Source organism: Pseudomonas sp. B19125 (assembly GCF_044218855.1).
Taxonomy (GTDB): Bacteria; Pseudomonadota; Gammaproteobacteria; order Pseudomonadales; family Pseudomonadaceae; genus Aquipseudomonas; species Aquipseudomonas edaphica.
Genome location: NZ_CP162589.1, coordinates 2,384,770 through 2,401,622 on the forward strand (window position 1 = coordinate 2,384,770; position 16,853 = coordinate 2,401,622).

General features: G+C 63.6%; 5 protein-coding genes. 1 reads left to right on the forward strand and 4 read right to left on the reverse strand.

The features are described from left to right. Positions 1–43: 43 nt before the first annotated feature. The gene (locus AB4P96_RS10970) at positions 44–12,934 is read left to right on the forward strand and encodes a non-ribosomal peptide synthetase (protein WP_395600757.1); all 12,891 of its coding nucleotides are present in this window, start codon (positions 44–46) and stop codon (positions 12,932–12,934) included. Positions 12,935–13,174: 240 nt separating this feature from the next. Here the strand turns inward: AB4P96_RS10970 and AB4P96_RS10975 are convergent, their stop codons facing one another. From AB4P96_RS10975 to dsbD, 4 genes are all read right to left on the reverse strand, one after another. Then, a complete protein-coding gene (locus tag AB4P96_RS10975; protein WP_395600758.1) occupies positions 13,175–13,303 on the reverse strand; it encodes a hypothetical protein in 129 nt (42 codons plus the stop codon). Positions 13,304–13,406: 103 nt separating this feature from the next. Then, positions 13,407–14,168: a thiol:disulfide interchange protein DsbG gene (gene dsbG, locus AB4P96_RS10980; RefSeq protein ID WP_017134984.1), complete on the reverse strand. Its 762-nt coding sequence runs from the start codon at positions 14,166–14,168 to the stop codon at positions 13,407–13,409. Continuing rightward, positions 14,144–14,995, reverse strand: coding sequence for a TlpA disulfide reductase family protein (locus AB4P96_RS10985; RefSeq protein ID WP_017134985.1), 852 nt, complete (start codon positions 14,993–14,995; stop codon positions 14,144–14,146). Before AB4P96_RS10985 ends, dsbG begins: the two co-directional genes overlap by 25 nt. Beyond that, positions 14,995–16,722: a protein-disulfide reductase DsbD gene (dsbD, locus tag AB4P96_RS10990; protein ID WP_395600759.1), complete on the reverse strand. Its 1,728-nt coding sequence runs from the start codon at positions 16,720–16,722 to the stop codon at positions 14,995–14,997. Before dsbD ends, AB4P96_RS10985 begins: the two co-directional genes overlap by 1 nt. Positions 16,723–16,853 lie beyond the last annotated feature (131 nt).

A 16,853-nucleotide genomic window follows, 5' to 3' on the forward strand; every position in this document is an offset into this window, starting at 1 on the left:
TAATTCCCGATTTTCCCGTAAGCCGATTTCAGGCAGGAACCCCATGATGGACGCCTTCGAACTTCCCCGCACCCTGGTCCAGTCCCTTCAACACCGCGCCGCGCAGACCCCTGACCAGGTGGCCCTGCGCTTCCTTGCCGAATCCGCCGCCGACAGCGTTGTGCTCAGTTACCGCGACCTAGACCAGCGCGCCCGCACCATCGCCGCCGCCTTGCAGGCCAATGCGGCATTGGGCGACCGTGCGGTGCTGCTGTTCCCCAGCGGCCCGGATTACGTCGCGGCGTTCTTTGGTTGCCTGTACGCCGGGGTCATCGCGGTGCCGGCCTATCCGCCGGAGTCGACCAAGCGCCATCATCAGGAGCGGCTGCTGTCGATCATCAGCGATGCCGAGCCGCGCCTGCTGCTGACCATCGCCAGCCTCGCCGACGGCCTGGCGCAGATCGAGAACGCGCCGCCGGTATTGAGCGTCGATACCCTGCAGACCGCCGGCAATTGGGTCGAGCCCGCGCTGCAAGCAGACGACATCGCCTTCCTGCAATACACCTCCGGCTCCACCGCGCTACCCAAGGGCGTGCAAGTCAGCCACGGCAACCTGGTGGCCAACGAAGTGCTGATCCGTCGCGGCTTCGGCATTGATCTGCACCCGGATGATGTGATCGTCAGCTGGCTGCCGCTGTACCACGACATGGGCCTGATCGGCGGCTTGCTGCAACCGATCTTCAGTGGCGTGCCCTGTGTGTTGATGTCGCCGGCGTACTTCCTCGGCCGCCCATTGCGCTGGCTGGAAGCGATCAGCGAATACGGTGGCACCATCAGCGGCGGGCCGGATTTCGCCTATCGCCTGTGCAGCGAGCGGGTCAGTGAAACCGCGCTGGAACGCCTGGACTTGAGCAAGTGGCGCGTGGCGTATTCGGGCTCCGAGCCGATCCGCCTCGACACCCTGGAACGTTTCGCCGAGAAGTTTGCCGTTTGTGGTTTCACCTCGAATAATTTCTTCGCCTCCTACGGGCTGGCCGAGGCGACGTTGTTTGTCGCCGGTGGCACCCGTGGTCAAGGCATCCCCGCGTTGCGTGTGGATGAGCAGGCGCTGGCCGCCAACCGCGCTGAACCGGGGCAGGGCAGCGCGATCATGAGTTGCGGCACGAGCCAGCCGGAACACGCGGTGCTGATCGCCGATCCGCACACCCTCACCGAATTGCCCGACAACCGTGTCGGCGAACTCTGGGCCGCCGGCCCCAGCATCGCCCACGGCTACTGGCGCAACCCCGAGGCCAGCGCCAAGACCTTTGTACAACACGCGGGGCGCACCTGGCTGCGCACCGGCGACCTGGGCTTTATCCGCCACGGCGAGGTGTACATCACCGGCCGCCTCAAAGACCTGCTGATCGTGCGCGGCCACAACCTGTATCCGCAGGACATCGAGCAGACCGTCGAGCGCGAAGTCGAAGTGGTGCGCAAGGGTCGGGTAGCGGCGTTCGCCGTGAATCACCAAGGCCTGGAAGGCATCGGTATCGCCGCAGAAATCAGCCGCAGCGTGCAGAAAATCCTGCCGCCGGAGGCCTTGATCAAGGCGATTCGCCAGGCGGTGGCCGAGGCTTATCAAGAAGCCCCGAGCGTGGTGGTGTTGCTCAACCCCGGTGGCTTGCCCAAGACCTCCAGCGGCAAGGTGCAGCGTTCGGCGTGCGCGCTTCGTTATGCCGATGGCAGCCTCGACAGCTATGCGCAGTTCCCGAGTCTGCAAGCCCAGGCCAGTGATGCGCTGCTTGAATCCGAGCTGCAAAAACAGATTGCAGCGATCTGGTGCGAGCAGTTGCAGGTCGCAACCGTGGCGGCCGATGACCACTTCTTCCTGCTCGGCGGCAACTCCATCACCGCCACCCAGGTGGTCGCGCGCCTGCGTGAAAGCCTGGGCCTGGAGCTGAACCTGCGCCTGCTGTTCGAGGCGCCGACGCTTTCGGCGTTCGCCGCCAATGTGGCGCAATTGAAGCAAGACGGCGGCATTGCCCAAGGCGCGATCCAGGCCTTGTCACGCCAGGCAGACTTGCCGCAATCCCTGGCACAGAACCGCCTGTGGATCACCTGGCAACTGGACCCGCACAGCAGCGCCTACACCATCCCCGGCGCCCTGCGGTTGCGCGGCGAGCTGGACGAAGATGCGGTGCGCACGAGCTTCCAGCAGTTGATCCTGCGCCACGAAGCCCTGCGCACGCGCTTCTATGAACGCGATGGCCAAGCCTTCCAGCGCGTCGAGGCCAACACCGGTTTCGATCTGGAAGTGATCGACCTCAGCGACCTGCCAAGCGCCGAACGCGAAGCCCGCGCGCAGCAGATCCGTGAAGACGAAGCGCGCACCCAGTTCGACCTGGAAAAAGGCCCGTTGCTGTGGGTGACGCTGGTGCGCCTGGACGATGAAGATCACCAACTGCTGGTGACCTTGCATCACATCATCGCCGACGGTTGGTCGCTGAACATTCTGATCGACGAATTCTCGCGTTTGTATGCCGCCGCAACCCAAGGCCGAACCCTGGAACTGCCGCCACTGGCCCTGCAATACGCCGACTACGGCAGTTGGCAGCGTCAATGGCTGGCCGAAGGCGAAGGCCAGCGGCAATTGGCCTATTGGCAGGCGCAATTGGGTGATGAGCACCCGGCCCTGAGCCTGGCCACCGACCATCCACGCTCTGCGCAGCATTCCCACAGTGCCTCGCGCCATAGCGTGCGCTTGAACGCGACGCTCAGCGAAGCCATTCGCCAGGCCGCGCAAGCTCACGATTCCACACCGTTCATGTTGTTGCTGGCGGCGTTCCAGAGCCTGCTCTACCGCTACAGCGGCCAGCGCGATATTCGTATCGGCGTGCCCAACGCCAATCGCCCACGCCAGGAAACCCAAGGCCTGATTGGCTTCTTCATCAACACCTTGGTGTTGCGCGTTGAGCTGGACGGGCGCCTGCCATTCAATCAGCTGTTGGCTGCCACGCGCCAGGCTGCGCTGGGCGCCCAGGCTCACCAGGACCTGCCCTTCGAACAACTGCTGGAAGCCTTCCCCCAGGCCCGCGAACAAGGCCTGTTCCAGGTTATGTTCAACCACCAGCAGCGCGACTTGAGCGCCTTGCGCCGCTTGCCGGGCATGCTTGCCGATGAGCTGCCATGGCACAGTCGCGAAGCCAAGTTCGACCTGCAACTGCACACTGAAGAAGACCGCAACGGGCGTTTGAGCCTGGCGTTCGACTACGCCGATGAGCTGTTCGACAGCGCGACCATCCAGCGCCTCGCCGAGCACTTCATCAACCTGCTGCACGCGGTGTGCGAGCAGCCGGAGCACGCCATCGGCGACCTCAAGCTGATGCACACAGACGAGCAGCAGCCATGGAGCGAAGCCCCGTGTGCCCCGGCCCGGCAGTGGCTGCCCGAGCTGCTCAGCCAACAGATCTCTGACAACACCGCACTGGTCTGGCAAGGCGGCAGCCTGACCTTCGCCCAACTGCACACCCAGGCCAACCGCCTGGCCCACTACCTGCGTGACAAGGGCGTCGGCCCGGATGTGTGCGTGGCCATCGCCGCCGAGCGTTCGCCGCAGCTGCTGATCGGTCTGCTGGCAATCATCAAGGCCGGTGGCGCCTATGTGCCGCTCGATCCGGATTACCCCGCCGACCGCCTGGCCTACATGCTCAAGGACAGCGGCGTACACCTGTTGCTGAGCCAAACCGCAGTGCTTGAACTGCTGCCGGCCACCGAGGGCGTGTGCGTGATCGCCATGGACAGCCTGCACCTGGACAGCTGGCCGACCCAGGCGCCGGGCCTGCACTTGAATGGAGACAACCTCGCCTACGTGATCTACACCTCCGGCTCCACCGGCCAGCCCAAAGGCGTGGGCAATACCCATGCGGCCCTCGCCGAGCGCTTGCAGTGGATGCAGGCCACCTATCAACTCAACGACACCGATGTGCTGATGCAAAAGGCGCCGATCAGTTTCGACGTGTCGGTGTGGGAGTGCTTCTGGCCACTGATCAGCGGCTGCCGCCTGGTGCTGGCCGGCCCTGGCGAACATCGCGATCCGCATCGCATTGCGCAGCTGGTACAGGAACACGGCGTGACCACGCTGCACTTTGTGCCGCCGCTGCTGCAGCTGTTTATCGATGAGCCGTTGGTGACTGAGTGCACCAGCCTGCGGCGTCTGTTCTCCGGCGGTGAAGCCTTGCCTGCCGAGCTGCGTAACCGCGTATTGGCGCAGCTGCCGGCGGTGCAACTGCACAACCGGTATGGCCCGACTGAAACCGCGATCAACGTGACCCACTGGCATTGCCAGGTTGCGGATGGCGAACGCTCGCCCATCGGCCGGCCGCTGGGCAATGTGATCTGCCGCGTGCTGGATGAGCAACTCAACCCATTACCGGCCGGTGTGCCGGGCGAACTGTGCATCGGCGGCATCGGCCTGGCGCGCGGTTACCTGGGCCGCGCCGGGCTGACCGCCGAACGCTTTGTGGCTGACCCGTTGGGCGCACCCGGCACACGCCTGTATCGCACCGGTGACCGTGTGCGTTGGGGCGCCGAGGGTGTACTCGAATACCTCGGCCGCCTTGATCAACAGGTCAAACTGCGTGGGTTCCGTGTGGAGCCTGAAGAAATCGAAGCACGGATGCTGGCGCTGGACGGCATCGCCCAAGCCGTGGTGCTGGTGCGTGATGCGCAGTTGATCGGTTACTACACCGCGCCTGCGAAGCTTACCGAGCAGGAGGTAAAAACCGCCCTGGCCGCCGAGCTGCCGGAGTACATGGTGCCCACCTTGCTGATGCGTCTGGACGCCATGCCCCTGAGCCCCAGCGGCAAACTCGACCGCCGCGCATTACCAGAGCCTGTGTGGCAAACCCGCGAGCACATCGAGCCTGCAACGCCGTTGCAGCAGCAGATTGCCGCGATCTGGCGCGAAGTGCTGGGTTTGCCACGTATCGGCCTGCGCGACGACTTTTTTGCCCTCGGCGGCCACTCGTTGCTGGCCACGCAAATCATCTCCCGCACCCGCCAGGCCTGCGACGTCGAGTTGCCGTTGCGCAGCTTGTTCGAAGCCAGCGAGCTGGGTGCGTTTGCCGAGCAAGTGGGCGCGATCCAGGCTTCGGGCCAACGCAATCAGCAAACCGCTATCGCCCGGGTCGACCGCAGCGCGCGGGTGCCGCTGTCCTATTCCCAGCAGCGCATGTGGTTCCTCTGGCAGATGGAGCCCGACAGCCCGGCCTACAACGTCGGCGGCATGGCGCGTCTGCGCGGCGTGCTGGATGTGGGGCGTTTTGAGGCGGCGTTGCAAGCCTTGATCATGCGTCACGAAACCCTGCGCACCACCTTCCCGAGCGTCGATGGCGTGGCGTACCAAAAGGTCTCACCGCAAACCGGTATGCGCATGGGCTGGCAGGATTTCTCCGCGCTCAATGAAACCGAGCGTCAGCAGCGCCTGCAAGATTTCGCCGATCAGGAAGCTCACACGCCGTTCAACCTGGAAACCGGGCCGCTGTTGCGGGCCTGCGTGGTCAAGGCCGGCGAGCAAGAGCACTACTTCGTGCTGACCCTGCACCATATCGTCACCGAAGGCTGGGCCATGGACATCTTCGCCCGTGAGCTCGGCGCGCTGTACGAGGCGTTTATCGACGAACGCGACTCGCCGCTGGCGCCGCTGGCGGTGCAATACCTCGACTACAGCGTGTGGCAGCGCCAGTGGCTGGAGGCTGGCGAGCGCCAACGCCAACTGGACTACTGGACTGCGCAACTGGGCCATGAGCATCCTTTGCTCGAACTGCCCGCCGACCGCCCACGGCCACCGGTGCAAAGCCATCAGGGCGAGTTGTACCGTTTTGATCTGAGCGATGACTTGGCCGCTCGCGTGCGCGCCTTTAACGCCGAACGTGGCCTGACGTTGTTCATGACCATGACCGCCACCCTGGCGGTGCTGCTCTATCGCTACAGCGGCCAGACCGACCTGCGCATCGGCGCGCCGGTGGCCAACCGCATTCGCCCGGAAAGCGAAGGGCTGATCGGCGCATTCCTCAACACCCAGGTGCTGCGTTGCCAGCTCAATGGGCAGATGAATGTGGCCGAGTTGTTAGAGCAGGTGCGCCATACCGTGATCGAAGGCCAGTCTCACCAGGACCTGCCATTCGATCATCTGGTGGAAGCCCTGCAACCATCGCGCAGCGCGGCATATAACCCGCTGTTCCAGGTGATGTGCAACGTGCAGCGCTGGGAATTCCAGCAGAGCCGCCAACTGGCGGGCATGACCGTCGAATACCTGGTCAACGATGCGCGGGCGACCAAGTTCGATCTCAACCTGGAAGTCACCGACCTCGACCATCGGCTGGGTTGCTGCCTGACCTACAGCACCGACTTGTTCGACCAGCCGCGTATTGCGCGGATGGCCGCACATTGGCAAAACCTGTTGGAAGCGTTGATCGCCAACCCGCAACAGCGTCTGAGCGAGTTGCCCTTGCTGACGGCCACTGAGCAGCGCGCCTTGCAGAGCAGCCTGGGTATCGAGGCGGGTGAACACCGCCTGGATCAGTGCATTCACCCGCTGTTCAGCCAACAAGCATTGGCCCGCCCCGATGCAGCGGCGTTGACCTTTGCCGGGGTCACGCTCAGTTATCGCGAACTGGATGAGCGCGCCAACCGCCTGGCCTGGATGCTGCGTGAGCGCGGCGTTGGCCCGCAGGTGCGGGTCGGCCTGGCGCTGCCGCGCTCGCTGGAAATGGTCATCGGCCTGCTGGCGATCCTCAAGGCTGGCGGCGCTTATGTGCCGCTGGACCCGGAATACCCGCTCGACCGCCTGCACTACATGATCGAAGACAGTGGCATCGGCCTGCTGCTCAGTGATGCGGCGATGTTCGAAGCCCTTGGCGAATTGCCGGCGACGGTCGCGTGCTGGTGCCTGGAAGATGACTTGCCGGTGTTGGCCAATTACCCTGCCGCCGAGCCGCCCTTTATCAGCCTGCCGCAACATCAGGCGTACCTGATCTACACCTCCGGCTCCACGGGCAAGCCGAAGGGCGTGGTGGTGTCCCACGGTGAAATCGCCATGCATTGCCAGGCGGTGATCGAGCGCTTTGGCATGCGCGCGGATGATTGCGAGCTGCACTTCTACTCCATCAACTTCGACGCCGCCACCGAGCGTCTACTGGTGCCGCTGCTCAGCGGTGCGCAGGTGGTGTTGCGCGCCCAAGGCCAATGGGATGCCGAAGAAATCTGCGCACTGATCCGTGCCCATGGCATCAATATCCTCGGCTTCACGCCAAGCTACGGCAGCCAATTGGCGCAATGGCTGGCGACCCGGCAACAGACTTTGCCGGTGCGCATGTGCATCACCGGCGGCGAGGCGCTGACCGGCGAACACTTGCAGCGGATTCGTGCGGTGTTCCAGCCCGAGCTATTTTTCAACGCCTATGGCCCGACCGAAACCGTGGTGATGCCGCTGGCCAGCCTGGCGCCGCACGTGTTGGAAGAAGGCGCCGCCAGCGTGCCGATCGGCAGCATCATCGGCGCTCGCGTGGCCTATATTCTCGACGCCGACCTGGCGCTGGTGCCCCAAGGCGCGACCGGTGAGCTGTATGTCGGCGGGGCCGGTCTGGCCCAGGGTTATCACGAACGTCCTGGCATGACGGCCGAGCGGTTTGTCGCCGATCCGTTTGCTGCCGATGGCGGCCGTTTGTACCGCACCGGCGACCTGGTGCGCCAACGCGCCGATGGGTTGGTGGAGTACCTGGGCCGTATCGACCATCAAGTGAAGATTCGCGGTTTCCGCATCGAGCTGGGTGAAATCGAAACGCGCTTGCTGGAGCACGCAGCCGTGCGCGAAGCAGTGGTGCTGGCGCTGGATTCACCCAGTGGTAAACAGCTGGCGACGTATCTGGTCAGCGACGCCGACCCTGCCACCTTGCGTGATGCACTCAAGGCGCACCTCAAGGCGCAACTGCCGGACTACATGGTGCCCGCGCACCTGATCGTGCTCGACAGCATGCCGCTGACCGCCAACGGCAAGCTCGACCGCCGCGCCTTGCCGCAGCCGGATCCTGCGGCCAATCGCCAAACCTATGTGGCGCCACGCAATGAGCTGGAGCAAAACCTGGCGGCCATTTGGTGCGCGGTATTGAACGTGCAGCAAGTCGGCCTGGACGATAACTTCTTTGAATTGGGCGGTGACTCGATCCTGTCGATCCAGGTGGTCAGCCGTGCGCGGCAGGCCGGGATTCATTTCAGCCCACGGGATTTGTTCCAGCACCAGACCGTGCAAACCCTGGCCGCCGTGGCTACGCGCTCCGAGCAAGTGACAGCCGAGCAGGGGCTGCTCACCGGCAGCTCGGGCCTGACGCCGATCCAGCATTGGTTCTTCGATACCGAGATCCCCCACCGTCAGCACTGGAACCAGGCATTGCTGCTTAAGCCACTGCAATTGCTGGAGCCCCATCGCCTGGAGCAAGCGCTGCTGGCGGTGCTGGAGCATCACGACGCCTTGCGCCTGAGCTTCTCCACGCGCGACGCACACTGGCATGCCGAGCACCTGGCCGTGCCCCAAGGCGGCGTGCTGATGCAGGCGCAAGTGCGCGATATGCAGGCCTGCACTGAGCTGTTCACTGACACCCAACGCAGCCTCGACCTTGAGCATGGCCCGCTGTTGCGCGCCTTGCTGGTGGACGGCCCGCAAGGCCAGCAACGCCTGCTGATTGTGATTCATCACCTGGTGGTAGACGGCGTGTCGTGGCGCGTACTGCTGGAGGACCTGCAAACGGTTTACCGCCAGTTGAGCGAGGGCCAGTCCGTCAGCCTGCCGGCCAAGACCAGCGCATTGCGCGATTGGGCCGCGCGTCTGCGCGCTTATGCCGGCAGCGAATCCCTGCGCGAAGAGTTGAGCCTGTGGCAAGACCAACTGGCCGGTCCTGCGGTGGAATTGCCAGTGGCGCGTCCACAGGGTTCACTGCGCAATGGCGAGGCTGAAACCGTCAGCGTGCGCCTGGGTGCCGACCATACCCGACAGTTGCTGCAACAGGCGCCGAGCGCGTATCGCACCCAAGTCAACGACCTGCTGCTGACCGCCTTGGCCCGCGTGCTGTGCCGCTGGACGGGGCACGCCTCGACCTTGATCCAACTGGAAGGCCATGGCCGTGAAACCCTGTTCGATGAAATCGACCTGACCCGCAGCGTCGGCTGGTTCACCAGTGCTTACCCGTTGCGCCTGACACCGCAAGCCGGGCAGGGCGACTCGATCAAGGCCATCAAGGAACAACTGCGCGGCGTGCCGCACAAAGGCCTGGGTTATGGCGTGCTGCGTTACCTGGCGGACGATCAGTGCAAGCAGGCCATGGCCGCATTGCCAACGGCGCAGATCACCTTCAACTACCTCGGCCAGTTCGACCAGAGCTTCGGCGCCGATGCACTGTTCCACCCGCTGGATGAATCGGCGGGCCTGGCCCACGACCCGGATGCGCCGCTGCCCAACGAGCTGAGTGTCGACAGCCAGGTGTACGGCGGTGAGTTGCTGCTGCGCTGGACCTTCAGCCGTGAGCGCCATGAGCCACAGACCATCCGTGAACTGGCGGATGGGTACTTGAGCGAGCTGCAAAGCCTGATCGCGCATTGCCTCAACGACGAGGCGGGTGGCCTTACGCCGTCCGACTTCCCGTTGGCGCACCTGACTCAATCGCAGCTCGACAGCCTGCCGGTGCCGGCAAACGTCATCGAAGACGTCTACCCGCTGACGCCAATGCAGGAAGGCCTGCTGCTGCACACCTTGCTGGAGCCGGGCACCGGCCTCTACTACATGCAGGACCGCTACCGCATCAACAGCGCCCTCGACCCCGAGCGTTTCGCCCAGGCCTGGCAGGCGGTGATCGCCCGGCATGAAGCCTTGCGTGCGTCGTTCTGCTGGAACGTCGGCGAGGACATGCTGCAGGTGATCCACAAGCCGGGCAGCACGCCGATTGAGTATCTGGATTGGAGCCATGACCCCGAAGCCGAGCAGGAGCCGCGCCTGCAAGCCTTGCTCAAGGCCGAGCGCGAGGCCGGTTTTGATCTGCTCAACCAGGCGCCGTTCCACCTGCGGCTGATCCGCGTGGGCGAGGCGCGCTACTGGTTCATGATGAGCAACCACCACATCCTGATCGATGCCTGGTGCCGCTCGTTGCTGATGAATGATTTCTTCGACATCTACATGGCCTTGGGCGAGGGCCGCGATACACAATTGGCCACGCCGCCGCGCTACCGCGATTACATCGCCTGGCTGCAACGCCAGAACCTCAATGAAGCGCGCCAGTGGTGGCAACAGAACCTGCAAGGGTTCGAGCGCACCACGCCGATCCCGAGCGACCGGCCATTCCTGCGTGAACACGCAGGCCACAGCGGCGGCATGGTGGTAGGCGATTGCTACACCCGCCTGGATGCCCGCGACGGTGCGCAATTGCGCGAATTGGCCCAGGCCCATCAACTCACCGTCAACACCTTCGCTCAAGCGGCGTGGGCCTTGGTGCTGCGGCGTTTGAGCGGTGATCGTGATGTGCTGTTTGGCGTCACCGTCGCCGGGCGGCCGGTGGAGATGCCCGAGATGCAACGCACTGTCGGCCTGTTCATCAACAGCATCGCGCTGCGGGTGAAACTGCCGGAAGACGACCAGACTTGCAGTGTGCGTCAGTGGCTGAGCGGCTTGCTCGACAGCAATATGCAACTGCGCGAATACGAATACCTGCCGCTGGTGACTATCCAGGAACACAGCGAATTGCCTAAAGGCCAACCGCTGTTCGACAGCCTGTTCGTGTTTGAAAACGCACCGGTGGAAGTCTCGGTGCTGGACCGTGCGCAAAGCCTGAATGCCACCTCGGACTCCGGCCGCACCCACACCAACTTCCCGCTGACGGCCGTGTGTTATCCGGGCGATGACCTCGGCTTGCACCTGTCCTACGACCAGCGTTATTTCGATGAAACCACCGTGCAAGGCATGCTGGGCGAGTTCAAGCGCCTGCTGCTGGCGTTGGTGCAGGGCTTCCATGGCGACATGGCGGACTTGCCGCTGATCGGCGAGCAGGAGCGTGCGTTCCTGGTCGACGGCTGTAACCAGAGTGAGCATGACTACCCGCTGGAACGCAGCTATGTCGAGTTGTTCGAAGTGCAGGTGGCGCAACATCCGCAGCGCATCGCCGCCAGTTGCCTCGACCAGCAATGGACCTACGATGAATTGAACCGCCGCAGCAACGGCCTGGGCTACGCGCTGATCGAGGCCGGTGTCGGGCTGGATCAGCCGGTGGCGCTGCTGGCCGAGCGTAACCTGGATTTGCTCGGCATGATCATCGGCAGCTTCAAGGCCGGTGCCGGTTACCTGCCGCTGGACCCAGGCCTGCCAAGCCAGCGGCTGAACCGCATCATCGACCTGAGCCGCACACCGTTGCTGGTGTGCACCGAGGCGTGCCGCGAGCAGGCGATTGAATTGCTGGACGGCACTGACTGCCAGTTGCTGGTATGGGAAGAAGTGCCCGGCCGTGGCGAAAACCCCGGCATCTACAGCACGCCGGATAACCTCGCCTATGTGATCTACACCTCCGGCTCCACGGGGTTGCCCAAAGGTGTGATGGTGGAACAGCGCGGCATGCTCAATAACCAGTTGAGCAAGGTGCCGTATCTGCAACTGAGCGAGACAGATGTGATCGCGCAGACCGCTTCGCAGAGTTTCGATATTTCTGTGTGGCAGTTCCTCACCGCGCCGCTGTTTGGCGCGCGGGTGGATATTGTGCCGAACACCATCGCCCATGACCCGCAGGGTTTGTTGGCGCACGTGCAGGCCCAAGGTATTACCGTGCTGGAGAGCGTGCCGTCGCTGATCCAGGGCATGCTGACCCAGGAACGCATGAGCCTGGACGACTTGCGCTGGATGTTGCCGACGGGTGAAGCGATGCCGCCGGAGCTGGCGCACCAGTGGTTGCTGCGTTACCCGCAGATTGGTTTGGTCAATGCTTATGGCCCGGCGGAGTGTTCGGATGACGTGGCGTTCTTCCGTGTTGACCTGGCGTCGACCCGTGGCACGTATCTGCCGATTGGCACGCCAACCGATAACAACCGCTTGTACCTGCTTGATGGTGCGCTGGCGCTGGTGCCGCAAGGTGCGGTGGGCGAGTTGTGTGTGGCAGGCAGGGGCGTAGGGCGTGGTTATGTCAGCGACCCATTGCGCACCGCCCAGGTGTTTGTACCGAACCCGTTCGGCGCGCCGGGCGAGCGGCTATACCGCACCGGCGACCTGGCGCGTCGGCGCAGTGATGGTGTGCTGGAATATGTCGGGCGTATCGACCATCAGGTGAAGATTCGCGGTTACCGCATCGAACTGGGTGAAATCGAAGCGCGCCTGCATGAGCAGCCGGATGTGCGGGATGCGGCGGTGGGTGTGCAGGAAGGCGTCAACGGCAAGCATTTGGTGGGTTACTTGGTGGCGACGGATGCAGCGCTGAATCCAGGCGAGCGCCTGGACCGCATCAAGCAACGCCTGCGCGCGGAGCTGCCGGAATACATGGTGCCGCTGCACTGGTTATGGCTTGACCGCCTGCCGCTGAACGCCAATGGCAAGCTGGACCGCAACGCTCTGCCGGCTCTGGAGATTGGCCAGTTGCACAGTCAGGATTACCTGGCGCCACGCAACGAACTGGAAGCTACCCTGGCAGCGATTTGGGCTGAGGTGTTGAAGGTCGAAAGGGTAGGCGTGCAGGACAACTTCTTCGAGCTGGGGGGGCATTCATTGCTGGCCACGCAGATTGCTTCGCGGGTGCAGAAAACCCTGCAACGGGATGTGCCGCTGCGGGCGATGTTCGAATGCAGCACGGTGGCGGAGTTGGCCGAGTATATCGACGGCCTGGCGGCCAATGAGATCAGTGCAGAGAAGGTCGATCGGTTGAGTGATCTGATGGCGGAGCTGGAGGGTTTGTAACTGATCGTTCCCACGCTCTGCGTGTGAATGCAGCCCAGGACGCTCTGCGTCCCAAAGCGTGACGCAGAGCGTCACCTGAGGCATTCCCACGCAGAGCGTAGGGAACGATCTGATGGGCTATTTAGGGCCGAGAATCTTCACCAGCTTATCCGGCGACGGCGCGCCTTGCTGTTGCTGCAAGCCACCCTTGTCATCCAGACTGATCGTTCCCACGCAGAGCGTAGGGAACGATCTGATGGGCTATTTAGGGCCGAGAATCTTCACCAGCTTGTCCGGCGACGGCGCGCCTTGCTGTTGCTGCAAGCCACCCTTGTCATCCAGATAGAAAATCGCTGGCGTTGCCGACAGAGCTTCACTGATCGTTCCCACGCTCTGCGTGGGAATGCAGCCCACGACGCTCTGCGTCCCAAAGCGTGACGCAGAGCGTCACCTGAGGCATTCCCACGCAGAGCGTAGGGAGCGATCTGATGGGCTATTTAGGGCCGAGAATCTTCACCAGCTTGTCCGGCGACGGCGCGCCTTGCTGTTGCTGCAAGCCACCCTTGTCATCCAGATAGAAAATCGCTGGCGTTGCCGACAGTTCCAGCTCTTCCATCAACTTCATGTTGGCATCGAGCTTGGCTTCGATATCCGCCGGAATCTTGTCCAATGCCTGCAATTTGCTGCCCTTGCCGGCGGCTTCGTGTTCTTCCAAGGCTTTTTGCGGGTCTTTGGCGGCCAGCAGCGCGGCGGATTTGCCTGGGCTGTCTTCGCGAATGATGCCGACCATGATGTGGCGCAATTGCACCTTGCCGGCCTTGACCCACGGGCGTGCCTGTTCCCAGAACATGTTGCAGTACGGGCAGTTGGGGTCACTGAACAGGTAGACGGTGCGCGGCGCGTTTTTGTCGCCGTCCTGGATCCAGTTGCTGTGTTCCATCTTGGCCCAGACTTCCTTGGCCATCGGCGCGTACACCAGTTTCTCCAGTGGCGCGTTGCTCAGGTCATTGCCCTGGGCGTCGTACAGGTTGCCGGCCAGCACACTTTTGCCGTCGGCGGTCAGGTACAGGGCCATGCCACGGTTCTGGTATTGCGCGGCGTAGCCGGTGAGGCCGCTGGGCGCGTCGAACTTGCCGAGGATCTTGGCACCCTTGGCTTCGATCTGTTTGATCGGCGCCGGCCAGTCTTCGGCCTGGGCCAGTGTGGCCGCAAGCGTCAGCGGCAGCAGGGTCAGCAGGTGGCGGAGTCTTGGCATGTCGGTTTCCTTGTGGCAGCAGGGGCAGTGTCGAAGGGTTCCATGGCTCGGGCCAGGCTGGCCTGGGACAACTCGCCCAGGTGGCTGTTGATCAGGCGCCCATCGGCTTGGTAGAACAGGGTTGTCGGCAAGGCCATCGAACCCACGGCCTGGCCAAGGCGGCCACTCGCATCAAACAGCACGTTGTCGAGGGTCAGGCCCTGGGTGGCGAGAAAGGTGCTGACGCTTTGCATGCTTTCGGCCTGGTTGACGAACAGGAAGGTCACGTCCGGGCGTTGGTGTTGCGCACGCTCCAGCACCGGCATTTCACGGCGGCACGGCGGGCACCAGGTGGCCCAGAGGTTGATCACCAGCGGCCCGCCTTTGTAGTCGGCCAGTTGCACCACGTCGCCATTGGCGTTGCGCAAGGTAATGTCCGGCAATTGTGCGCCCTTGTCGTAGAGGCTCAGGGACACACTGGTCAGGCCCCAGAACACCAGGCCCGTGACTACCCCGGCACTCAGCGGTGTGCGCATGGCCGGACGGCGCCAGCCGTAGAACACGGCGCCCAGCACCAGTGCAATCACGCCGGGCCAGGGCAGGAAGCCGCCGTCGCGCAGGTCGACTATCTGCAATGGGTCGTGGCTGTAGTCGCTCCAGTACATCAGTACAAAGCTTAAGCGTGCCACCAGCATGCCCAGCAAAAACAGGCTGAACAGCACCGATTCGGGGTTTTCACCGCCACGCTTGGCCACGCGCCAACCCACCAGCGTGGCGAGAATCAGCGCGCTGATCAGCAGGATGTGATTCAGGGCGATGGCGAACGTACCGATGGTCAGGGTCAGCATCAGCGCGCGTCTCGGGTTTGCGTCCAGCGTTGCAGGAAGGCGGCGGCATCCACTTCGCCGGTGATGCGTTGGGCGCGACGTTCTTCACCGTCCGGGCCGATCCACACGAAGCTCGGTGGCCCCGGCACCTTGTAGCGCCCGAGCAGCTCGCGGCTGGCGGCGTTGTCGGCGGTGACGTCCAGGCGCAACAGGCGCACGTCTTTAAGCGCGTCCATCACCTGGGGTTGGCCGAAAACTTGTTTTTCCATGATCTTGCATGACACGCACCAGTCGGCGTAGTAGTCCACCAGCACCCACTGGCCCTGGGCCTTGGCGCTGTCGAGCTGGCTTTGCAGCACGGCTGGGTCGTTGATGGTCATGAACGCATCGTGGGCGCTGGGTGCAGCGCCAACCTTGGAGCCGCTGTAAACCTTCAACGGTTGCCACAGGTCGTCACTGCCACCGGCCGCGCCCACTACCAGCAGCGCACCCCACAGGCCCAGCACCAGCGAGCCTGCGCCGAATACCTTGGCCGCCAGCCCGTATTCGCGGGCAAGTGTCCAGCCGCAGTAGGCCATCACCAGCGCCAAGGCGCCCCACAGGCCGAGCCACAGGCTTTCGCCGACCACCGGGCGGATCATCAGCACGGCAGTGCCGAGGAACAGGAAGCCGAAGATGCCCTTGAGCACGTTCATCCAGGTGCCCGGCTTGGGCAGGAAACGGTTGCCTACGGTCACCAGCAGCAACAGCGGAATACCGATGCCGATGCCCATGGCGAACAGGATCAGGCCGCCGTGCAGCGCGTTGCCGCTCTGGGCGATATACAGCAGGGCACCCGCCAGTGGCGCGGTCATGCACGGGCCGACCAACAGGCCGGACAGCGCACCGAGAATACCGGCGCCGACCAGGCTGCCACCGCTTTGCTGGCGGCTGACGTTGTCCAGGCGATCACGCAGGAAGGTCGGCAGTTGCAGTTCAAAGAAGCCGAACATCGGTAGGGCCAGGATCACAAACAGCGCGGCGAAGCTGCCAAGGATCCACGGCGTTTGCAGGAGGGCGGCAAGGTTGCCGCCCAGCAGCGCGGCCAGTACGCCGAGCGCCGCATACACCAGCGCCATGCACACCACATAGCTGCTGGCCAGGGCAAAGCCACGGCGGGGGCTGGCGCCGCTGCCGACCACCAAACCCGCGAGGATCGGCAGCATCGGCAGCGAGCACGGGGCAAATGCCAGCAGCAGGCCCAGGCCGAAGAACACCAGCAGGCTCCAACCCAGGCTGCGCTGTTGCAGGCCGCTGGCCAGGCTTTGGTCCTGGGCTTGTGCGGTCGCCGCAACAGCCGGGTTGCCGCCCAGGTCTACAGTGATCGATTGCGGCGGGTAGCACAGGCCGGCATCGGCGCAGCCCTGCCAACCCAGCTTGAGCTGGCCGGTGGCGCCCGCCGGGATCTTCACTTCCAGGCCCTGGCGGTACACTTGCTGTTCGCCGAAGAATTCATCGCTGTGGGCTTCGCCTTGCGGCAGCACGGGTTTTTCCGCCAGCCCGTCGAACTTCATGCGTTGCTGATAAAGGTAATAACCATCGGCAATCTGCCAATACAGCTGGGTTTCGCCGCTTTCAAGGCGCTCGGAGGTAAAGGTGAACGCTTTGCCCACCGGCAGGAAGTCGGGTTTGCTCTCGAATGGATTGCCCGGCGCGGCCTGGGCGAGCCCTGCGAATAACACCAGCAGAAAGGTAAACAGATACCGCATGGTCAAGCCTTAGTTTGATGCAAGTTAGGCACACAATGTGTGGCGTTGATTAACCGATGATTAACCGGGCGCTATTCTAAACTGAGCCTGCCGGTTTTCACGGCATAATCGGCGCTTAATCCGCCCAACCT

Excerpts from the sequence above, each read along its gene's own strand:
- AB4P96_RS10970 (WP_395600757.1), top strand. The coding sequence starts at position 44 with ATGATGGACGCCTTCGAACTTCCCCGCACCCTGGTCCAGTCCCTTCAA.
- dsbG (WP_017134984.1), bottom strand. The coding sequence starts at position 14,168 with ATGCCAAGACTCCGCCACCTGCTGACCCTGCTGCCGCTGACGCTTGCG.
- AB4P96_RS10985 (WP_017134985.1), bottom strand. The coding sequence starts at position 14,995 with ATGCTGACCCTGACCATCGGTACGTTCGCCATCGCCCTGAATCACATC.
- dsbD (WP_395600759.1), bottom strand. The coding sequence starts at position 16,722 with ATGCGGTATCTGTTTACCTTTCTGCTGGTGTTATTCGCAGGGCTCGCC.